The organism is Vreelandella andesensis (assembly GCF_003989795.1).
GTDB classification, from domain to species: domain Bacteria; phylum Pseudomonadota; class Gammaproteobacteria; order Pseudomonadales; family Halomonadaceae; genus Vreelandella; species Vreelandella andesensis.
Map to the genome: position 1 here is coordinate 1 of NZ_RZHG01000008.1, position 20,336 is coordinate 20,336.

Genomic DNA, 20,336 nt, shown 5'->3' on the forward strand with positions numbered 1-20,336 from the left:
GCGAGGATGATGCATCGTTTAAGGAGGTGATCCAGCCGCAGGTTCCCCTACGGCTACCTTGTTACGACTTCACCCCAGTCATGAACCACACCGTGGTGATCGCCCTCTTGCGTTAGGCTAACCACTTCTGGTGCAGTCCACTCCCATGGTGTGACGGGCGGTGTGTACAAGGCCCGGGAACGTATTCACCGTGACATTCTGATTCACGATTACTAGCGATTCCGACTTCACGGAGTCGAGTTGCAGACTCCGATCCGGACTGAGACCGGCTTTTCGGGATTAGCTGACTCTCGCGAGCTCGCAACCCTTTGTACCGGCCATTGTAGCACGTGTGTAGCCCTACTCGTAAGGGCCATGATGACTTGACGTCGTCCCCACCTTCCTCCGGTTTGTCACCGGCAGTCTCCTTAGAGTTCCCGGCATTACCCGCTGGCAAATAAGGACAAGGGTTGCGCTCGTTACGGGACTTAACCCAACATTTCACAACACGAGCTGACGACAGCCATGCAGCACCTGTCTCTGCGTTCCCGAAGGCACTAAGGTATCTCTACCAAATTCGCAGGATGTCAAGAGTAGGTAAGGTTCTTCGCGTTGCATCGAATTAAACCACATGCTCCACCGCTTGTGCGGGCCCCCGTCAATTCATTTGAGTTTTAACCTTGCGGCCGTACTCCCCAGGCGGTCGACTTATCGCGTTAACTTCGCCACAAAGTGCGCTAGGCACCCAACGGCTGGTCGACATCGTTTACGGCGTGGACTACCAGGGTATCTAATCCTGTTTGCTACCCACGCTTTCGCACCTCAGTGTCAGTGTCAGTCCAGAAGGCCGCCTTCGCCACTGGTATTCCTCCCGATCTCTACGCATTTCACCGCTACACCGGGAATTCTACCTTCCTCTCCTGCACTCTAGCTTGACAGTTCCGGATGCCGTTCCCAGGTTGAGCCCGGGGCTTTCACAACCGGCTTATCAAGCCACCTACGCGCGCTTTACGCCCAGTAATTCCGATTAACGCTTGCACCCTCCGTATTACCGCGGCTGCTGGCACGGAGTTAGCCGGTGCTTCTTCTGCGAGTGATGTCTTTCCTGGTGGGTATTAACCACCAGGCGTTCTTCCTCGCTGAAAGTGCTTTACAACCCGAAGGCCTTCTTCACACACGCGGCATGGCTGGATCAGGGTTGCCCCCATTGTCCAATATTCCCCACTGCTGCCTCCCGTAGGAGTTCGGGCCGTGTCTCAGTCCCGATGTGGCTGATCATCCTCTCAGACCAGCTACGGATCGTTGCCTTGGTGAGCCATTACCTCACCAACTAGCTAATCCGACATAGGCTCATCCAATAGCGGGAGCCGAAGCCCCCTTTCTCCCGTAGGACGTATGCGGTATTAGCCTGGGTTTCCCCAGGTTATCCCCCACTACCGGGCAGATTCCTATGCATTACTCACCCGTCCGCCGCTCGTCAGCATCTAGCAAGCTAGATCTGCTACCGCTCGACTTGCATGTGTTAGGCCTGCCGCCAGCGTTCAATCTGAGCCATGATCAAACTCTTCAGTTTACAATCATTGTGATACTTACTTGCTAACCTAAGGACTGGCCGTAGGCAGCAAAAGCGCATCAATCTTGGCTCAAGGTTCAAACGAATTCATTTCAATTTACATTGTCATGACCGCTTGCCTTGATATTTGGTGATTTATCACCCTCATCGGCAAGCGCCCACATGAATTACCTGATCAAATTGTTAAAGAGCTATCGAAGGGCGTCGCCGTTCGATGTGGGGCGTATTCTACTCATTTCTGCTTATTCGTCAACACTTTTTTATCTTAAAAAGCCACCGCCGACAAAAAGTCGGCGGTTCTTTCATGCTAGCTCAAGACGCTGCAAAAGTTCTTGGCGGCGGGACTCATCAACAAAAGCTTCTTCAATAGCATTACGATTTAGCATACGAAAAATCTCCATATCCCAGCCAAACGCTTCAGCACAAGCAACATGATTTGTCAGCAAACCACCACCAAAATAAGCCGGGTCGTCAGAGCTTATAGTCACCTTGAGGTTTTCTTTCAATAGCTGAGGGAGAGGGTGATCTCGAAGATTATCAACCACCTTTAGACTGACATTAGAGAGCGGGCAAACCGTTAGTACGATTTGACGCTCTCTGAGCCGCTTAACCACTGAGTCACTTTCGAGACAGCGAACCCCATGGTCAATTCGCTGAACATCGAGAAGATCCAGCGCTTCAGCAATATATTCCGCAGGGCCCTCTTCTCCCGCATGAGCTACACGCACTAAGCCAAGCTCTTTGGCTCGCGCAAAAAGCGCCTGGAACTTTAATGGGGGGTTGTCACGCTCTGCACTGTCTAAACCAATCGCATCTAAAAACTTCCAATACGGTGCAGCATTTTCAAGCACACCAAGTGCTTCTTCAGCCGGACGATCACGTAAGAAAGCCATAATCATTCCGACCGACAAATCAAGCGTTGCCTCTGCCTCTTGTTTGGCACGGAGCAGGCCAGCCATCACTACCTCAAGTGGAATGCCACGCTGCAGGTGGGCCTGAGGGTCAAAATGCATATCAATATGCACTACCCCTTCTCTTCGAGCACGTTGAAAGTAATCCATCGCCAGGTCATAAAAATCTTGCTCTGTGCGAAGCACATTCATGCCTTGGAAGTAAAGATTCAAGAATCCCTGAAGGTCATCAAACTCATAGGCTGCCTTTGCCTCGTCAACGGTTGCGTAAGGAAGCTCAATGCCATTTCGCTTGGCAAGTTCAAACATTAATTCAGGCTCTAGAGAGCCTTCAATGTGCAAGTGAAGCTCTACCTTAGGGAGCTGAAGAAGAAAGTCATGCATATGAGACTCCTGACGTTAGGATGGATTATTTCCAACATTATCAAAAGTATCCGTATTTAACTTACCTTCAGCAAGTCGCCAGTGATAGTTAACGTTGGGCAACAACGCTGGCTCTTCCACTTGGTGAACAAAATAGATCACTGTTCGACCGACGAGCCAGTGATCAAGGGATTTAGCAATATGCATAGCAGTTAATGCATCCACCCCGGCAAAGGGTTCGTCTAAAAGGACCACGGCGGGATCGCGCAAGAGAACGCGAGCCAGAGCCACTCTACGCGCCTGACCTCCTGAAAGTTGCTGTCCTTTTTCACCGACTTGAGTATTGAGCTGTTTTGGCTGCTGCATTACCCAATCATCTAGGGCAACCTGAGAGAGAACTTCCATCAGCTGTTGATCGCTTGCCTCGGTGTTCGCAATACGAAGATTTGCAGCCAATGATCCATCAAAAAGATCAACGTGTTGAGTAAGCAAGGCAAAGTGATCGGCGCGACTCTCCTCAGTAACATGAGAAGGTGTGCAGTTAGCAACGTAAACCTTCCCCTGAGAAGGCGATATTCTCCCCATGATTAGGCTAGCCAACGTTGACTTGCCGGACCCCGAGATACCCGTCATCACCGCTCGCTCTCCGGCAGGCAAGGTAAATGCAATATCAGACAATACAGAGTGTGCCGTCTCGGGATAACGAAAGGAAACATGATTGAATGTCACTGGATGCCCGCGGTAAGCATTAGGAAATGTTAACGACGGCGTCTCGCTCGAGGTATCGGCCAATGTATTTAAACGCTGAGCAGCCCCATAGCTGGCTCCTGTTTTAAGAAAGGCGGCAGGCAGCGTAGTGAATATTTCATTTATACCCAGTACCGCAATAACCGCCATTACAACGATAGGCCCGGCCACTTGACCCGCCGCCACCGCAAAGCTGCCTAGCCATAACACGCTTACCAACAACACGCCGGTTACTGCTAATACAAGCGCGTTACCAATGGATGACTTATAGGCAAGTCGGCGCTGATTGCTGAGCGCTTGGGCTTCATGCCGATTGACCCGTGTACGATACCAATGGTTGGTTTGATAGCTCATTAGCTCAGCTGAAGCTTGTACTTGATCAAGCACCAGACGGCGTAACTCTTCTTGATCATCAACTTGCTGATAGCTATTACTAAAACCAAACCACGCAAAGCCAAGCGTCACCACAAGCCATAACATGCTCAGCACAGCCGCTATCAAACCACCCAAAACAGGCAGCCAGAGTGCGATAAAGCCAGACACCACCAATATGCTTAAGAGCCCTACAAACGGTGGGATCAACAACCGAAGATACAGGTTATCAAGCGTATCAATATCCGACGTTAAGCGGCTTAGCCATTCGCTAGCACGGCGACGCTTGAGCGTTGCTTCATCTAACCTGGTTAAATTGCCGAACACGCGATAGCGCAAATCAGCTAACAATGTCAGTACGGTATTGTGGTTATAAAGACGCTCTGCGTAACGTGCTACTGTTCTCAGCAGTGCAAAAAAACGAATGCCACCACCGGGAACATAAATATCTAGATTGGAGGGCAAGCCAGCTGCCAACAAAATGCCGGCCAGCGCGCACGCGGCAATAAACCAACCTGATAGCCCTAACAGAGCAAGGCCTGCCAGAAGCGTTACCCACACCAACAACGCTCCCACCAAAAAACGCTGACGACGGCGCAGCAGAATCAGCAGCCAAGGCTTCATAACGCGATAAAACTGCTTCATGAGGCCGCCTCAATGAGCTGACCTGCTTCACAGGTAAAGTGGCGATTAGCGACGGCTACCACGGCAGGATGATGCGTTGCAATGATCAGCGTACGGCCTTCCTTTGCCCAATCTAACAGCGCCTGAATGACAGCCTTCTCAGTAAAAGCGTCTAAGCTTGCCGTTGGCTCGTCTAACAAAACTAGTTTCGCCTCACTAAGGTATACACGCGCAAGTGTGAGGCGTTGCGCTTGGCCACCAGAAAGGCCTACACCACGCTCGCCTACAACGCTCTCCAGGCCATTAGGCAACTGGGACAACAGCTCACCAAGCCCCGCACGTTGCAACGCACGAATCATTGACGCTTGACCTGTTTCAGGGGCGGCTAAGCGCAAGTTATCAGCAAGACTTCCCTGAATAATACAAGGCGTTTGGTCCAGCCAAGCGACTTGACCTCCGTGGCGATAACGACACTCGCCACTTTTGGGCTTCATAAAACCTGCCATCAAAGCTAGAAGAGATGATTTACCGCTACCCGACTCACCAGTGATGGCAACCACATCACCACTATGGATGGTAGCGTCCACGGCGGCCAATACCGTGGCACGCCCCTCATAACCGACGTCAGCCCGATGAAGCTCAATGACTGCATTATCAACATGAGGCATTGAAGAGGCTGAAGGGACTAGGTCTGGCTCGTTAAGTATTGCTACAACACTTTCTGCCGCCCCTAATGCTGCGGCGCGATCATGGTAATGCTGTGATAGCGTTCGTAAAGGTTGAAAAAACTCTGGTGCCAAGAGCAAAACGGCCAACCCACTGAAGAGGGTTAGTGAAGGCGATGGCCCGTAGTCGATGTAACCCAGTAGACCAAAACCGACGTACATTGCCACAACAGCAATCGCCACTGATGAGAAAAATTCAAGTACTGCTGATGATAAAAATGCTAATCGCAGCGTGCGCATGCTTAGTCGCCGATATTCGTCAGTAGCATGCCAAACCTCTTTTTGTGCTGACTTAGTATGACCAAAAAGCTGGAGGGTCGTCATTCCTCTAACCCGATCTACAAAGTGAGCTGACAAACGCGACACAGCCATAAATTGATCACGATTTAAACGCTCAGCGCCCATACCAACCAACGCCATAAAAAGCGGAATAAGCGGCGCTGAAAGCAACAAAAAGATGGCGACAAGGTAATCCAACCATCCAACGATACAAAGAATCAATAACGGTAGTGCGACGACGATCCTCATCTGCGGATAAAAACGCGCGAAATAACCGTCCAGCGCTTCGATATGCTCTACCGCCTGGGTTGCTATCGCACCACTTTGCTGACGAGTAAGCCAAACTGGCCCAAGTGTGGCTACTTTATTTAGCAACACCTCTCGCGCATGCTGGCGAATACGAAGACTTGCCTCCGCACTACTGGCTTCTTGCATCGCTTGAAATATTGAGCGAAGCAGCACCACTGCCATCAATCCGAAGAAAAAAACTGTCAGCGATATCGGTGAGCGGCCATGAATTACCAGCTGATCAATGACCCATGCAAGTCCCACCACTAATAAAACCGTATGCCCCCCTGCAAGCACTCCCCATATTGCTGATAACGTGAGCTTTTTTTGCTCAAGTCGAGCAAGGGACTTCAGCCATGAGCGTGAGGTCAAGGGCATTACCTGATGTGTTTTAGAGGTGGCCATAAGGTTAGTGATCTCCCTCGCCTACTCGCACATTCCCGCAAAAAAAAACCGATGAGTCCAAGCCGTGTAGGTCAATGTAATAAGGGTCACAGGCAGCACGCCTATCGATAAAAAAAGCTGAGATCTAGGAGCTAAAGCAGCATTCCAAAGCGTATGGCTCGGCGGTACTACTACCGGCCGCTTACTAACATAAGCGGACGCAAGCAGGATTTCGATTTTAAAGGGAAAGCACATAGAGTAGCGATATGTAAGATGCCAGCTTAATGGTGAAAACTGGAAAACAGCGTGAAGCGATACCACGAAAGCCAACTAAACTTGTGACAGTAACAGAGGGCTAAGATTCTTCATGCTCTCCCAAAACCTGGAAAAGCATCCCATTAGTGGGCCACACAAGCTCAGTGAAGCCTTACTAGTGCCTGCATTTTAGTTCTAAGTAAGATATAGCTACGCAACGACTCAGCTTAATCTTCGGAAATTCACAGATTTAAAAATTAACAGAAGTTATACACTACCAGTTATTATTAAGGACTGAGTCGCATTGACGCAGCTAAAACATCACTACTGAGACATCACTACTGAGACATCACTACTGAGACATCACTACGATGCTAACCATGTAGCCCGTGTAGGCGATGAACATAGAGAACAGTACACCACCCTCTATACGATTTATGCGTCGTGTGCGGCCCCGCCAGGAAAAAGCAAAAAATACCATCATTAGGGTCATAAATGTCATGACGCTCCAGTCACGAATTAGCACCTCGCGCCCCACTTCAATCGGGGTAATAACACCTGCAAGGCCTACCACTGCCAAACTGTTAAATAAATTAGAACCTACTACATTACCTAACACCATATCATGCTCATTGCGACGCAAAGCACTAATAGAGGAAGCAAGCTCTGGTAAAGACGTGCCTATTGCTACAACGGTCAGCCCAATAATTAAGTCGCTAACCCCAAAAGCTACCGCTATTTCGACTGCTCCCCACACTAATATACGAGAACTTGCGACCAGCACCACCAGCCCAATGAGTGTCCACATAAGCGCCTTGCCACGCGACATTGCTTTACTATCAAGTGCTTCTGCTACTTCACCCACTAGCGGGTCGTCTTGCTGTCCTCGTGAACGAACAATACTGACCCCGATAAAAAGCGCCAGCGCACCTAACAATACGATTGCCTCCCAGCGAGAAATCCAACCGTCGTAAAGCATGTAACCCGTTAGCAGCATGACGACTATTAAGAGAGGCATCTCTTTACGAATCACACCAGAATGGACAGCCAGAGGTGCCAGCAGCGCAACAAAACCTAATACAAGGCCAATATTCGCAATATTTGAACCATAAGCATTGCCCAACGCTAAGCCAGGATTTCCTTGTATAGCGGCTAACACCGATACCATCATTTCTGGTGCCGAGGTACCAAAGCCAATAACTAGCATGCCGATTAATAATGGCGATAACCCTAACCATCGTGAGGTAGCTGCAGCACCATCGATAAATTTCTCGGCGCTCCATACAAGGAGCACTAACCCCACTACCACTGCAAATAAAGGGAGCAACATTATTTCATTTCCTTAATAACGTAATATTAGGCACTATTATTGGGCACCATTGCCGAGGCATCCTTGTCCAACTAATTGATCATGTCAAATACTGTTTTAGTGAAGTGAACATACGCCTCGATTTGGCGGTTGTATCTCCCCGCCGTACTAATTTGTATTCCTCAACATATTGAGAATTAGCTGTTGCCTCACTATCAGTTTATCAAACGACCTTCTTTTAGGGTGAACTCACCACAGGTTGACTGCCATCCTCCCGAGTCACGCATTCAGCGCAGACGCTTACGCGCCTGTCATGAGTGCGACTGGGTTTCTGCGCTACCTCCACTCAGATCTGGAGAGAAAGCATCCTGTCCACGCTGCTCACATGTGCTGGTAAAGCGTCATCGCTACCCTGCTCAGCGAAGTATGGCGCTCGCTCTATCATCCCTGATAGCGCTGCTTGCAGCAGTTTCATTTCCCTTCGTGAGTTTTAGTGTCAGTGGCATTGGTAATCGCATAGAGCTTTCTCAGACCGCTACAACCTTGATCGCTTTCCATCAGCCCATTGTCGCCATCGCGGTGATTATGACCATTGTTGTGCTACCCGCAATTTATCTGGTGGGTGTTATCTGGCTTCAGTTTGGTTTGCTTCGCGGCCATCCGATGCCGTTTAGTCGAGATATTGCCCGTTCACTAGCAAGGCTTAATCCATGGATGATGGCCGATGTCTTCATCGTTGGTGCATTGGTGAGTTTGATAAAAATAGCGGGCATGGCACAAATTGAGCTGGGCATCTCCTTTTGGGCATTCAGTGTGTTCGCCATCCTTTTACTGTTAACAACACAATCGGTTGATTCGGACTGGATGTGGTTCTCATTAGAAAAAGAGCCCCTTGCCCCTGAAGGCACCCGTACAGGGGTGACAGCTGCTAGCCAAGGGGTAGCCGGGTGCTCAACCTGCGGGTTAATTAACCGGCTTTCTGAGCACGGCAAGGGACGCTGTTTGCGCTGCCATGAAAAACTCCACCCAAGGCTTCCTCATAGCTTGCAGCGCACCTGGGCACTGCTTTTTGCATCAGCGGTGATGTATATACCCGCGAACATATACCCTATTATGACGACCACCAGCTTAGGGCACTCGTCACCCTCGACAATCATCGGGGGGGTCGTCCAGCTTATGCAAATGGGCTCTTGGCCAGTCGCTGCGATTATCTTCGTCGCGAGTGTCATTGTTCCCGTTGGCAAGCTGGTCGCATTGATATGGCTCTGCGTCGTTATAAACCATAGTAACGAGCTTAATGCACAAACCCGCACACGGCTTTACCGGCTCACTGAATTTATAGGCCGATGGTCGATGGTCGACGTATTTGTGGTTGCCATATTGGTCGCTTTGATTCGCGCTGGTTCTTTAATGTCAATTAACCCAGGGCCCGCAGCATTAGCATTTGCTGCTGTTGTTGTGTTGACGATGTTAGCGGCTATGACATTTGATCCACGTTTAATTTGGGATACTCCCCCCCCACGCTCTACTCGCCGTAAAACGGCCACCAAGGAAACTGTTGATGGCTAATGATTCAACACCAAACAAACCCGATACTAACGACAACAACGATTTACATCGTGCAAAATCCTCACCCCAAACGCGGCTCTCTCCGATTTGGATCGTGCCAATCGTTGCTGTTGTCATTGGGCTATGGCTTGTCTACGACAACTACACCAGCCGAGGCACGCTTGTGACGTTAACGATGGACAGCGCAGAAGGTATCGAAGCGGGCAGTACACTTATACGTAGCCGGAATGTAGAAATAGGCAGAGTCCAAAATGTTCGCCTGTCTGATGACCTTTCACATGCTGTTATGACCGCTCGTATTCAGCCAGAAGCGGAAGCTATGCTGAGAGAAGATAGTCGGTTCTGGGTAGTGAAGCCGCGCATCGGCCGCGAAGGCATCAGTGGATTGGGGACTGTACTTTCTGGGGCCTATATTCAGCTGGAGGCAGGTCAATCTGATGAGCCTGAACGCGAGTTTACAGTAAGTGATACACCGCCTGTTGCACCGGCTGGACAGGCAGGCTTGCAAATCAGCTTGGTAAGCCAACTTGGTAACTCACTTCGCATCGGCGACCCTGTTTCCTATCAAGGCTATACCGTAGGACGCGTTGAGGATACTCGGTTTGATGCTGACGCTCGCACAATGCACCACCAAGTATTTATTGAAGAACCCTATGGCCAGCTGGTGACAGATAGCACGCGTTTTTGGACATCCAGCGGTATTGATTTCCAGTTAGATGCCGACGGTGTACGTGTCAATGTTGAATCCCTTGAAGCGTTGTTAGGGGGCGGCGTTACCTTTGGCGTGCCAGAAGACTTGCCGATGGGGCAACCCGTGGAGCCTAATGCGCGCTTTAATCTCTATGCAGATGAAAATACTGCTCGAGAGGGTACCTTTAATCGGTATCTAGAATACGTGTTGCTGGTCGATGACACCGTTCGCGGACTATCAAAAGGCGCACCCGTCGAATTTCGCGGCGTAAGAATCGGTACGGTTGCGTCTGTACCCTGGAACTTTACCGCTCCACAGCCTGATTCACGTTCTCAGTTTGCTATCCCAGTGCTGATTCGAATTGAGCCACAGCGGCTAGGTATTGAAAATATAAATATCGACGTTGAAGAGTGGGACTCGCGCTTTAAGCGCCTTTTCGGGCTGGGGCTACGGGCATCGCTCAAAAATGGCAGCTTATTAACGGGCGCACTTTTCGTTGATCTTAACTTTCAACGCGAATTGGCTGATGAGTATGTCGCGGAAATGTTTTCCGAACGTACCGTATTTCCTACGGTCACTGGTGGTTTTGCACAAATTCAAGCACAAATAACCAGCTTACTTGAGAAATTAAACGCATTGGAAGTTGAGCCACTACTCGCCGGTTTAGACCGAAACTTAGAAGCATCTGAACGTGTACTCAACGAGATACGCCAAGTAACCACTTCCATGAACCAGTTACTTAACGACCCAGACACTCAAGCAGTCGGTGGAAACGTAAATGCCACTCTTGAAGAACTACGTAACACTTTGCAAGGTGTATCGCCGTCATCCCCAGCCTATCAAGAATTGACAACAGCTATCCAACGGCTGGATCGACTAATGCGCGACTTACAGCCGCTCACTCGCACATTAAATGAAAACCCAAGGGCACTTTTATTCGATAATCTTGACACCCAAGATCCCGTGCCTCGCGCACCACGTTAAGAAGGAGCTTACTATGCGCTGTAAGGCCATCCGCTATATGTCACTATTTAGCCTTTGCATGCTGCTAAGCGCTTGCGCTAGCAGTGTCACACCACCCTCTCGCTACATGTTACCGAGTGAAAATGCTGTGAGTGCACCAAGCCAGGTCATTGGCACACTGCAGGTTCGTTCACCACGTTTAGCGCACTATTTGGATGTGGACGGTATTGTCATGCAACTCGATGACATTACCCTCAATGAAGCCCGCGACCACCAATGGGCCGAAAGTATTGGACGCCAATTAGAACGCGCATTGCGCGCCCAACTATCACAAGAGCTTATGTTCGTTCAGGTTGTTCACGCTGACGGCAATGCGCCTGAAGCGCTTACGCTACTGCTTGAAGTTGATCAATTCCAAGGACGACACGACGGGCGGGCGGTGACCAGCGGCCAATGGCAGTTACGCAGTGCCGATAACAAACTGCTTGCGCTAAAAAGCTTTTCTGCTGAAACAGAGCTACAACAGGATGGTTACCCCGCACTGGTTCGCTCGCTTGGCGAAAGCTGGGATAAGGTAGCTCTGCATATTGCCAACGAGATACGCAAAGGAAATTATTTTTAGAGGTGACATTGATAAAATGCCTCATTTCTATGCGCCTCGTTTCTATGCTGAACGCTGAAATGAAGGATCCGTGATATACTAAGAGGTTATTCCTTAGCGCTAAAACGTCACCTCCGATTCAGACCAATGTCTATTTCACCGTCTTGATCGGCAAAAAAATGACCATCGCGGCATCGCACATTATCTGGCAAACTTCGCTGCCGCGACGGTTTACCATCCTCGCTTTATGAACATTACGCTCAGTAACGACGACGCCAATCGACGTCATTTACTAAGCGATTGCGGAGAACGCATGAGCTTTTCTGAACTTGGTCTGCACGACGATTTATTACGCGCGGTTACCGCGCAGGGCTATACACAGCCTACCCCTATTCAACAAAAAGCTATCCCCATTGTACTTGAAGGTCGCGATATGCTTGCCAGTGCGCAGACGGGCACTGGCAAAACCGCTGGCTTTACGTTACCCATGTTGCAGCGGTTGGCGGATGGCAAACGTCCTGGCAAGCGCCAAGTTCGCGCGTTAGTGCTCACCCCTACACGTGAGCTTGCTGCCCAGGTAGGCGAGAGCGTGACCGCTTACGGAAAGCATCTCTCTTTACGCTCGCATATTATTTTTGGCGGCGTTGGCCAACAGCCACAAGTTGATGCGCTCAAAGCGGGGCTTGATGTGTTGGTAGCCACCCCTGGCAGACTGCTAGATTTGCATCAGCAAGGCCACGTAGATCTGTCTGCCGTTGAAATCCTTGTGCTCGATGAAGCTGACCGCATGCTCGACATGGGATTCATCCATGATATTAAGCGGTTGTTACGTTTAGTACCGAAGCAACGTCAAAATCTACTTTTTTCTGCAACGTTTTCTAATGAAATTCAAATTCTTGCGCAACAACTTCTCAACAATCCGGCGTTGATTGAAGTTGCGCCTCGCAACACAACAGCAGAAAAAATTGAGCAAACCATTTATCGCGTTGATCGAGATAAAAAACGCGAGCTACTGGCGCATTTGATTCAACAACATGGCTGGTTTCAAGTACTCGTTTTCACTCGCACCAAGCATGGCGCAAATCGCTTAGCAGAGCAGCTTTCTAAGCAAGACATACCCGCCATGGCCATTCATGGTAATAAAAGCCAAGGTGCTAGGACGCGCGCATTGGGCGCTTTCAAAAGCGGTGATTTACAAGTACTTGTCGCCACTGACATTGCCGCACGCGGGTTGGATATCAACGAACTCCCCCATGTCGTTAATTTCGACTTACCGAATGTGGCAGAGGACTATGTTCACCGCATAGGACGAACTGGCCGAGCGGGTAGCGATGGAGAAGCGGTTTCCCTCGTATGTGTCGACGAACACGGCTTGCTGAGCGGGATTGAGCGGCTCATCAAGCAAAATCTGCCTAAACGTATCGAGCCTGGCTTTGAACCGGATCCCAACGCCAAGCCTGAACCTATCGAAAACGGCCGCCGCGGCCAGAAACAACCCCGCGCCAAACGTAAACCGGAAGGACAAGCAGCGAACACAGGTGGTGAACGTCGCCGCCGCGCCCGTCGCTAGCCCTCAGCCCAGGAATATGCGAAGGTTGGCGATTCGCGTATTCCACTGGTACAGCTTAATTTTTTCATGGAGTGATTATGGCGTCATCTCAACTTATGAACGATTACCGCCAATGGCTTACCTTTCAGCACCAGGAGCAGCTAAGCCGCGAGCATAAAGGTATTTCACAGCGACTAGAAGATGCACGCGCATCGGCTGGGCAGGTGCTTCAAGCTTATCGCAGCATGGCAGAAAAAGCCTCTACAGAAGGTGCCTGCTATCGCACGCTTTTCCTACGGGAACGGAATGATAACGAATCACTACCCTGTGAGGGGTGGTTATTTGTGCGCCGAGTACTCAGCGAAGAGAGCAGCACGCGGGTACGAGTAACCCTACTTGAAACATTTACCCTAGAAGATGGCATTATCACACCGGGTGACAAACCTGCGCGTAAATTAACCCTCGAAATCTACGACAAGTTAGATATTAATAAGGGAATGCGTACCGAGGTGCGCGTAGACTGCCTAGACACGCAGCAAGATTATCATTTCATTACTCTGCTTGATGCAGTTCGCGGCGACTTACGACCCCACCTCAAATAAGTGTAAGCATGGCATCTCGTCGCGCATGTACCTTTGTTATTATGATGTTCGTGGTAGGGCTTAATTTACGCCCTGCCATGTCATCAGTTGCGCCGTTACTTGCCCGACTACAAGAAATGGCGGGGTTAAGCCCTGCCTCAGCGGGCATTTTAACTACTTTACCCGTACTTTTTTTAGGATTATCTGCTCCACTTGCCCCGCTGTTGGCTAAGCACATAGGCAGCGAGCGCGCCCTCAGCACGGCACTGTTTCTACTAACCTGCGGATTACTATTAAGAGGGCTGCCAATTCCTGGCGCGCTTTTCATTGGCTCGGCAATGGCAGGCAGCGCAATTGGCCTAGGCGGCACCCTTCTTCCAGCGCTAGTTAAACGTGAACTACCTCAAAGCGCCGATCTTATAACCGGCTTATACACCATGGCGTTATGTTTCGGCGGTGCACTAGGCGCAGGTCTTAGTGTTCCATTAATGCAATGGCTAGGCAGTTGGCAGCTGAGCCTAATGAGTTGGTCACTGTTAGCACTTGTTGCGCTGGCACTCTGGTTGATTAACATTCCAGCGACTCAAAGCACACAGCCCAACCCAGGCACGTCGTCTTCGCTTACCCAGTTAATACGCAAACCATTGACATGGCATGTCATGCTGTTCATGGGCATTCAGTCTTCCATGGCTTACATCGTCTTTGGGTGGCTGCCCACGTTATTAGTCTACAGAGGCTATGATGAAGCAGCGGCTGGCTGGACAATGGCCATCTCAATTATGTGTCAACTGGGTTCGGCGTTGGGTGCACCTTGGCTGGCCCGGCTAACCCGCGACCAGCGGCCCGCCTTACTGCTGGTACTTTTCAGCACTGCATTGGGCCTTTGGATGTTGCTTATTGCACCGCTAGCGTGGAAATGGCCAGGTGCCATTTTGCTTGGCATTGGTCAAGGCGGCAGCTTTAGCCTAGCACTGGGCCTACTGGTGTTACGAACGGCTAACTCGCACCTTGCCGGACAGCTTTCTGGCTTAGTGCAGGGTGGAGGCTATACGTTGGCCGCCTTAGGGCCATTCGGAGTTGGGCTGATGCTGCAATCCGGAGCAACGTTAACGCATATAGCATGGCTGCTTATTTTACTGATTGCACTTTGTTGCGGATTCGCATTATTAGCTGGGCGCAACCGTCGCCTGGACGATAAAAGTGGCGAGTTATTAGTTTATCGCAGTTAGCAGCCATCCTTATCAGCACCTGCTTCAGCTTGACGAGCTGCATCGCTACCGTTGTGAAATAAGACCACTTAAACACCATTATGTAAGCAAAACATTTAAGTAAAACATTTAAATAAAACTATTTAGATTCGCCCAATTCAGGAAATGGCTATGAGCATCACTTCTCCGCTGGTAAACGCCGCTCCCACTCAAGAACGCATCTTGGTCATTTATACTGGCGGTACCATTGGCATGCAGCCAAAGGTGAATGGGTTAACCCCAGGGGAAAACTTTCAAGAGCGTATGGCAGACGCATTAAGCCAACTTCCTTTACTGCATCAGCATGCTCTTCCTGCCTATGACGTTCTAAGCTATGCATCATTGATCGACTCAAGTGCAGCGACGCCTCTAACGTGGCAACAAATAGCCCAAGATATTGCTACCCGCCTAGCCACCTATCGTGGATTTGTTGTCATCCACGGAACCGATACCCTAAGCTGGACCGCTTCGAGCCTTGCCTACCAGCTACAAGGAATTGATCGCCCTGTTGTTTTAACCGGCTCTATGCATCCTCTTGAAACGGTAAACAGCGATGCAATCGACAATCTCCATGGAGCACTACGATTTGCTGCCAGCACTGAATTGCAGGAAGTGGCGATCTATTTTTCAAATCGTCTTCTGAGGGGTTCGCGCGCCATCAAACAGCACACTGAAGCCTTAGATGCCTTTATCTCGCCAAGTTATCCATGCATTGGCGAACGCGTTGGCGACGACTTCATTTATTACCCAAGTAGAGGCTTAGGGCTTCAGCAACGGGGCGCACCCCGCTTTGAGCTTTCTGACTATCAGGCCGTTTCCAATGGCAACGTTATTAGGCTGGCATTGTGGCCAGGTATATCACCCTGGCAATTGGACGCCCTGCTGGGTGACTCACGGGTAAAGGGCGCTCTGCTCCAGCTTTGGGGTGCAGGTAATATACCCAGCAATCCTGCACTGCTTGATGTTATCGCTAACGCCAGTGGAGAAGGAAAACTACTGGCTGCTGTTAGTCAATGTCCACAGGGCAGTATTCACTTGGGCGCCTATGCAGCGGGCTACGGCTTAGCAGAAGCGGGCCTACTGTCGGGGGATGACATGACCCCTGAGGCGGCGTTCACCAAGCTTGTTCATCTGTTAGCTCAACCACTGTCTATGGAAGATCAGCGCCAGCGATTTTTAACATCCCTGGTCGGCGAGCGTTGAACAGTTAACTCCGAGCAATCTGCACTGGCATAGTCGCTTATACACGCTATGTTTAAACATACGTTAATCACCTAAGAGGAAATGCAGCGTATGGAACAGCCTGTACACCATTTTAGCGAACTATTTGAGCAACTCGGACTACGCTCGGATGCAGAGTCCATTGAGCAATTTATTCAACGCTATTCTCCCTTGCCAAAAGAAATGCCACTTGCAGAGGCTCCCTGCTGGAACGAAGGCCAAGCAGAATTTCTCCGTGAAGCCGTGGAAGAAGATGCTGATTGGGCCGAAGTGGTAGACCATCTTGATGCCTCGATGCACAAAGACAACTGATAACAGCGTCACTATCAGACGGTAAAAATTAGCCAGGCAACCTGTTTTAAAGCTGACGCGCCGCTTCAACGCGGCGCCTATACCAGCCACCCGCCAAAAGGAGCACCGTGAGTAAAACAAGTGGCAATATCACATCAAATTGCAGCGCATTTTTCTCTTCAACCGCTTCAAGTGCACCATAAATAGCACTACTGTAAACCGCCCATTTCGCCGAGAGCCCAATGGCTGCCGCCATCAAGTACCGCGTTAGCGGGATACGCCCTAATCCAGCGGCAAAATTAATCACTGAATGCGGGAAACCTGGTAAAACCCGCAACGCACATTGGGTTAATAAGTCGCTTCTCTGCTTAAGTGTTTCCATAACCTTAAGTGTCAACCCTTTTGGTTGCCAACGCCCCCCAGCACGCGCTGCTAGCAAATAGGCTCCCCAAGCCCCGGCAACGCTACTAAGCGTTAACATTAACGTGGCAACTAACGGGGGATAGAATGGCGCAATTAGCCATAACCCGATACTGCCCGGCAAACCAATTGCCAAGGTGATTGTCATGGTGCTCATCACAGCGATCACAACAAGAGGATGGTGTGACATGGTAGCCGCCCAGCGTTTTACGGCCATTAAGTCCGGCGAATACCATAACCACACATAGGCAAGCATTGCCGCAATAGAAAAACCGGCGGCCCAACGCCACGAGTGTTTAAATAAATTATTCATTTAGCCGCGCTTCAACACGCTCAAGAATTTGCCTGCTGACTTTTCCTACTAATGGTTTTGCAGCACGATTTACTGCTTTTTCCATTAATCGGTTACGAATTTCATAACTTAGCGTTAGCGATACCTCTGTACCCTCCGGCACTTCACGCAATTGATAACGACCTTGGTTCTTCACGCCTTCTAATGATTCCCACGCCAGCTCATAAGGTGGCTTTATCTCTGTTACAACCACATCAAATGACCAATCCATACCCACCGCGCGAACGTGCCAGCGATAACGGTTATCGCCTAAGGTATCGATTGATCTGATGAGATCAGAATAGTCAGCAAAATCTTCAACTCGACGTAGCAATTCAAACACTCTTGCAGGTTCAGCGTTGATAATTTCGCTATGTTCTATGGTGGCCATGGATTCATCCCTTACGACTGGAAGGATCAGCTTAGCATGTTGGTCTATGCACATACCGAACAGAAAATAGTACCAATTGACGCTATCACTGGCCAGATAACCCCGTATTGCGTAAACTTCCGCCCTTCCGGACCGGATCCCGGAATCTCATTTAGCGCGTCGCTAAATCTCTCAATAAATTCTCCGGCCAATGAGTAATTGTTATGTCGTCATCTCCTATACTTGGCGCAAATGCGTCGTCCACCGTTGTGATTTATTCCGGCGGCATGGACTCCTATACCGTTCTTCACCGCGCAATTAAAGAAGGACTCGTCGTTCACGCGCTTTCATTCGATTATGGCCAGCGACACGCAAAAGAACTGGACGTAGCTAAGGCGGTTTGTAAGCTGCACAACATTCCTCATCAAGTCATTGATATACGCGCTATTCACAGCTTAATAGATAACTCAGCGCTGACCAATCCAGATGTATCAATGCCTGAAGGCAACTACGCTGCTGATAATCTTCACACCACCGTTGTTCCTAATCGCAACATGATTTTGCTTTCGTTAGCCATTGCCAAAGCGGTAAATAGTGGTGCGGCGCGCGTTGATTATGGCGCCCACGGCGGTGATCATATTCTCTACCCAGACTGCCGTCCTGAATTTGTTCACGCAATGAACCAGGTCGCGGGTATCGCTAATTTTCAACCTGTGATGCTACATGCACCTTATCTAACATCGAGCAAAGCCGATATCTTGCGCGATGGTTTAGCGATGGGCCTAGACTACCGTGATACCTGGACCTGCTACGAGGGACGCGAACTGGCTTGCGGTAAATGTGGTAGCTGCCATGAGCGTTTGGCGGCATTTGCAGCTAACAATGTCGAAGACCCATTGGCGTACGAATTTGTTCCGGCAAAGGTTACCGACTGATGTATCACGTCAAAGAAGCCTTTTATACATTGCAAGGCGAAGGTGCTCAGGCAGGCCGTGCCAGCGTTTTTTGCCGTTTTAGCGGCTGCAATCTTTGGTCCGGGCGTGAGGCTGATCGCGCTAGTGCAAAATGTTCCTTTTGCGACACCGACTTTATCGGCACGGATGGCATTAACGGTGGACGCTTTAATACACCAAGTGAACTCGCTGAGCACATTAAAGCCCTTTGGCCAACGCCTGCAGAAAAAGCCACTCCTTACGTTGTGTTTACTGGCGGCGAGCCATTACTCCAACTGGATACCCCGCTGATCGCATTGTTACATAGCGATGGATTTGAAGTGGCCGTTGAAACGAATGGCACGGTGGTACCACCGCCAGGAATTGACTGGCTATGTGTCAGTCCCAAGAGCACAAACCCATTAGTGGTCACCTGCGGCGATGAGTTAAAGCTGGTTTTCCCACAATCTTCGGCGCCGCCCACTCAATTCGCCAATCTAGACTTCAAACACTTTTTTTTGCAACCCATGGACCATGGCATAGCACAGAAGAATCACGAAACTGTGCAGGCAACTACCGCTTATTGCATGGCTAATCCCCAGTGGCGACTATCGCTTCAAACGCACAAAATTGCAGGATTTGAGTAATGGCGTTATTTGTAAACCGTCTCAGTCATATTGATGTTTCACTGTGGTGCCCTACAAAAGGGTTGGTGGGCTGTAGCTGGCAAGTAGATGCTCAGTTGGATGGGGAGTTAGGCGAAGATGGCATGCTTTTTGACTTCGGAGAAGTAAAGCCCTGGATCAAACGCACCCTCGATAGTGGCTTAGACCATACGCTGCTCGTCCCTATCAATGCGCCCGGCATTGAAGTGACTGACTGCAATGAAGGCATCTGCATTAGGACAGCGTCTCCCTTCGAAATGGAAGTTCGCGGCCCGGCCCAAGCATTTACCTTACTCCCCTGGGGCGCCATCACTCTTGAATGTATTACCAACTATTTAAGTGCACAGCTAACAGAACAACGTCCTGCCAACGTGCACAGCGTTACATTAACGCTCAGTGACGAGCCTATAGTGGGTGCCGCCTACGGTTATACCCATGGTTTAAAGCGACATCTCGGTAACTGTCAACGTATTGCTCACGGCCACCGCTCGCGCTTATTCATATGGCAACAGCAAGCACGTCAACCAGCACTTGAAGAACACTGGGCAGCATGGCTGGACAATCGATACTTGCTTGAAAAAGATGACATTGAAAGCCAGATTGACGGAAAGCTGACGTGCCGATATCAGTCTGCACAAGGTGCTTTTTCGATCACATTGCCGCAAGAGCGCTGCTGTGTATTGCCTAAGCCGACGACTGTCGAGAATATTGCTTTATGGCTTGCCAAAAGCATTGCAGAGCACAGTGGTCATAAAACGCTGGTTCAGGCGTTTGAAGGGATTGACAAAGGTGCAACGGCTGAAGCCATGCCATGAGTAATCACGTATTTGCAACAGACACTGCCGCCTGCAGGGCAGGCTGCGGTGCTTGCTGTATTGCACCGTCTATCACCTCTTATATACCCGACATGCCCAATGGCAAGCCGGCGGGGATTCGATGCGTGCAGTTGAGCGATGACAATTTATGCAGGTTATTTGGTGACCCAAGTCGCCCTGCCGTGTGTGAGCAATTCGATTATGATTCAGAGATATGCGGCGAGCACCGGGATGAGGCACTCGCCACTCTTAACTGGCTGGAATCAACAACGGGTTAACAG

18 protein-coding genes and 1 rRNA gene are annotated in these 20,336 nt (G+C 50.0%); 12 read left to right on the forward strand and 7 right to left on the reverse strand.

Going from position 1 to position 20,336, the window contains the following annotated elements; genetic code table 11:
* Positions 1–19: 19 nt before the first annotated feature.
* The 5 genes from ELY33_RS03970 to ELY33_RS03990 all read right to left on the reverse strand — a co-directional run bounded on the left by ELY33_RS03970 (position 20) and on the right by ELY33_RS03990 (position 7,830).
* Positions 20–1,552: ribosomal RNA gene (locus tag ELY33_RS03970) — 16S ribosomal RNA — on the reverse strand.
* A 302-nt stretch (positions 1,553–1,854) separates the two neighbouring features.
* Entirely contained in the window at positions 1,855–2,847 is a 993-nt protein-coding gene (locus ELY33_RS03975) for an adenosine deaminase (RefSeq protein WP_126944291.1), read from the reverse strand.
* A 15-nt stretch (positions 2,848–2,862) separates the two neighbouring features.
* A complete protein-coding gene (gene cydC / locus ELY33_RS03980) occupies positions 2,863–4,590 on the reverse strand; it encodes a thiol reductant ABC exporter subunit CydC (RefSeq protein WP_126944294.1) in 1,728 nt (575 codons plus the stop codon).
* A complete protein-coding gene (gene cydD, locus ELY33_RS03985) occupies positions 4,587–6,266 on the reverse strand; it encodes a thiol reductant ABC exporter subunit CydD (RefSeq protein WP_126944297.1) in 1,680 nt (559 codons plus the stop codon). Before cydD ends, cydC begins: the two co-directional genes overlap by 4 nt.
* 586 nt (positions 6,267–6,852) lie before the next feature.
* Complete coding sequence (locus ELY33_RS03990; RefSeq protein ID WP_126944300.1) at positions 6,853–7,830, reverse strand: calcium/sodium antiporter; 978 nt, start codon at positions 7,828–7,830, stop codon at positions 6,853–6,855.
* A gap of 201 nt (positions 7,831–8,031) precedes the next feature.
* Here ELY33_RS03990 and ELY33_RS03995 point away from each other — a divergent pair, with 201 nt between their 5' ends.
* From ELY33_RS03995 to ELY33_RS04030, 8 genes are all read left to right on the forward strand, one after another.
* The gene (locus ELY33_RS03995) at positions 8,032–9,378 is read left to right on the forward strand and encodes a PqiA/YebS family transporter subunit (RefSeq protein ID WP_422822282.1); all 1,347 of its coding nucleotides are present in this window, start codon (positions 8,032–8,034) and stop codon (positions 9,376–9,378) included.
* Complete coding sequence (pqiB, locus tag ELY33_RS04000; protein WP_126944306.1) at positions 9,371–11,053, forward strand: intermembrane transport protein PqiB; 1,683 nt, start codon at positions 9,371–9,373, stop codon at positions 11,051–11,053. The genes ELY33_RS03995 and pqiB overlap by 8 nt, the downstream gene beginning before the upstream one ends.
* Before the next feature lie 13 nt (positions 11,054–11,066).
* Entirely contained in the window at positions 11,067–11,654 is a 588-nt protein-coding gene (locus ELY33_RS04005; protein ID WP_126944310.1) for a PqiC family protein, read from the forward strand.
* Between the two features lie 292 nt (positions 11,655–11,946).
* On the forward strand, positions 11,947–13,203 hold the full coding sequence (locus tag ELY33_RS04010) for a DEAD/DEAH box helicase (protein WP_126944313.1): 1,257 nt from the start codon (positions 11,947–11,949) through the stop codon (positions 13,201–13,203).
* A gap of 77 nt (positions 13,204–13,280) precedes the next feature.
* Positions 13,281–13,784 carry a hypothetical protein gene (locus tag ELY33_RS04015; RefSeq protein ID WP_126944316.1) on the forward strand — a complete coding sequence of 168 codons (504 nt, stop codon included), beginning with the start codon at positions 13,281–13,283 and terminating at the stop codon, positions 13,782–13,784.
* A gap of 8 nt (positions 13,785–13,792) precedes the next feature.
* Positions 13,793–14,992 (forward strand): MFS transporter, encoded by a 1,200-nt coding sequence (locus tag ELY33_RS04020; protein WP_126944319.1) that lies wholly within the window; start codon positions 13,793–13,795, stop codon positions 14,990–14,992.
* 150 nt (positions 14,993–15,142) lie between these two features.
* Positions 15,143–16,213 carry an asparaginase gene (locus ELY33_RS04025; protein ID WP_208644200.1) on the forward strand — a complete coding sequence of 357 codons (1,071 nt, stop codon included), beginning with the start codon at positions 15,143–15,145 and terminating at the stop codon, positions 16,211–16,213.
* Positions 16,214–16,303: 90 nt separating this feature from the next.
* On the forward strand, positions 16,304–16,543 hold the full coding sequence (locus ELY33_RS04030; RefSeq protein WP_126944324.1) for a DUF2789 domain-containing protein: 240 nt from the start codon (positions 16,304–16,306) through the stop codon (positions 16,541–16,543).
* A 46-nt stretch (positions 16,544–16,589) separates the two neighbouring features.
* Here the strand turns inward: ELY33_RS04030 and ELY33_RS04035 are convergent, their stop codons facing one another.
* Both ELY33_RS04035 and ELY33_RS04040 read right to left on the reverse strand, forming a co-directional pair.
* On the reverse strand, positions 16,590–17,255 hold the full coding sequence (locus tag ELY33_RS04035; protein ID WP_126944326.1) for a TVP38/TMEM64 family protein: 666 nt from the start codon (positions 17,253–17,255) through the stop codon (positions 16,590–16,592).
* Positions 17,248–17,664 (reverse strand): SRPBCC family protein, encoded by a 417-nt coding sequence (locus ELY33_RS04040; protein ID WP_126944329.1) that lies wholly within the window; start codon positions 17,662–17,664, stop codon positions 17,248–17,250. Before ELY33_RS04040 ends, ELY33_RS04035 begins: the two co-directional genes overlap by 8 nt.
* Before the next feature lie 203 nt (positions 17,665–17,867).
* Between ELY33_RS04040 and queC the strand changes: the two genes are divergently transcribed.
* The 4 genes from queC to ELY33_RS04060 are packed head-to-tail and all read left to right on the forward strand — an operon-like array spanning position 17,868 to position 20,333.
* Positions 17,868–18,578, forward strand: a complete 711-nt coding sequence (gene queC / locus ELY33_RS04045) for a 7-cyano-7-deazaguanine synthase QueC (RefSeq protein ID WP_126944331.1) — start codon at positions 17,868–17,870, stop codon at positions 18,576–18,578.
* Complete coding sequence (gene queE, locus ELY33_RS04050) at positions 18,578–19,222, forward strand: 7-carboxy-7-deazaguanine synthase (protein WP_126944332.1); 645 nt, start codon at positions 18,578–18,580, stop codon at positions 19,220–19,222. The genes queC and queE overlap by 1 nt, the downstream gene beginning before the upstream one ends.
* A complete protein-coding gene (locus tag ELY33_RS04055) occupies positions 19,222–20,055 on the forward strand; it encodes a 6-pyruvoyl trahydropterin synthase family protein (protein WP_126944334.1) in 834 nt (277 codons plus the stop codon). Before queE ends, ELY33_RS04055 begins: the two co-directional genes overlap by 1 nt.
* Positions 20,052–20,333 carry a YkgJ family cysteine cluster protein gene (locus ELY33_RS04060; RefSeq protein ID WP_126944336.1) on the forward strand — a complete coding sequence of 94 codons (282 nt, stop codon included), beginning with the start codon at positions 20,052–20,054 and terminating at the stop codon, positions 20,331–20,333. Before ELY33_RS04055 ends, ELY33_RS04060 begins: the two co-directional genes overlap by 4 nt.
* Positions 20,334–20,336: the final 3 nt, after the last annotated feature.

Excerpts from the sequence above, each read along its gene's own strand:
- cydC (WP_126944294.1), bottom strand. The coding sequence starts at position 4,590 with ATGAAGCAGTTTTATCGCGTTATGAAGCCTTGGCTGCTGATTCTGCTG.
- ELY33_RS04025 (WP_208644200.1), top strand. The coding sequence starts at position 15,143 with ATGAGCATCACTTCTCCGCTGGTAAACGCCGCTCCCACTCAAGAACGC.
- ELY33_RS04055 (WP_126944334.1), top strand. The coding sequence starts at position 19,222 with ATGGCGTTATTTGTAAACCGTCTCAGTCATATTGATGTTTCACTGTGG.
- ELY33_RS03990 (WP_126944300.1), bottom strand. The coding sequence starts at position 7,830 with ATGTTGCTCCCTTTATTTGCAGTGGTAGTGGGGTTAGTGCTCCTTGTA.
- cydD (WP_126944297.1), bottom strand. The coding sequence starts at position 6,266 with ATGGCCACCTCTAAAACACATCAGGTAATGCCCTTGACCTCACGCTCA.
- ELY33_RS04020 (WP_126944319.1), top strand. The coding sequence starts at position 13,793 with ATGGCATCTCGTCGCGCATGTACCTTTGTTATTATGATGTTCGTGGTA.
- queE (WP_126944332.1), top strand. The coding sequence starts at position 18,578 with ATGTATCACGTCAAAGAAGCCTTTTATACATTGCAAGGCGAAGGTGCT.
- ELY33_RS04035 (WP_126944326.1), bottom strand. The coding sequence starts at position 17,255 with ATGAATAATTTATTTAAACACTCGTGGCGTTGGGCCGCCGGTTTTTCT.
- ELY33_RS04040 (WP_126944329.1), bottom strand. The coding sequence starts at position 17,664 with ATGGCCACCATAGAACATAGCGAAATTATCAACGCTGAACCTGCAAGA.
- ELY33_RS04030 (WP_126944324.1), top strand. The coding sequence starts at position 16,304 with ATGGAACAGCCTGTACACCATTTTAGCGAACTATTTGAGCAACTCGGA.
- ELY33_RS04005 (WP_126944310.1), top strand. The coding sequence starts at position 11,067 with ATGCGCTGTAAGGCCATCCGCTATATGTCACTATTTAGCCTTTGCATG.
- pqiB (WP_126944306.1), top strand. The coding sequence starts at position 9,371 with ATGGCTAATGATTCAACACCAAACAAACCCGATACTAACGACAACAAC.
- ELY33_RS04060 (WP_126944336.1), top strand. The coding sequence starts at position 20,052 with ATGAGTAATCACGTATTTGCAACAGACACTGCCGCCTGCAGGGCAGGC.
- ELY33_RS04010 (WP_126944313.1), top strand. The coding sequence starts at position 11,947 with ATGAGCTTTTCTGAACTTGGTCTGCACGACGATTTATTACGCGCGGTT.
- ELY33_RS03975 (WP_126944291.1), bottom strand. The coding sequence starts at position 2,847 with ATGCATGACTTTCTTCTTCAGCTCCCTAAGGTAGAGCTTCACTTGCAC.
- queC (WP_126944331.1), top strand. The coding sequence starts at position 17,868 with ATGTCGTCATCTCCTATACTTGGCGCAAATGCGTCGTCCACCGTTGTG.
- ELY33_RS04015 (WP_126944316.1), top strand. The coding sequence starts at position 13,281 with ATGGCGTCATCTCAACTTATGAACGATTACCGCCAATGGCTTACCTTT.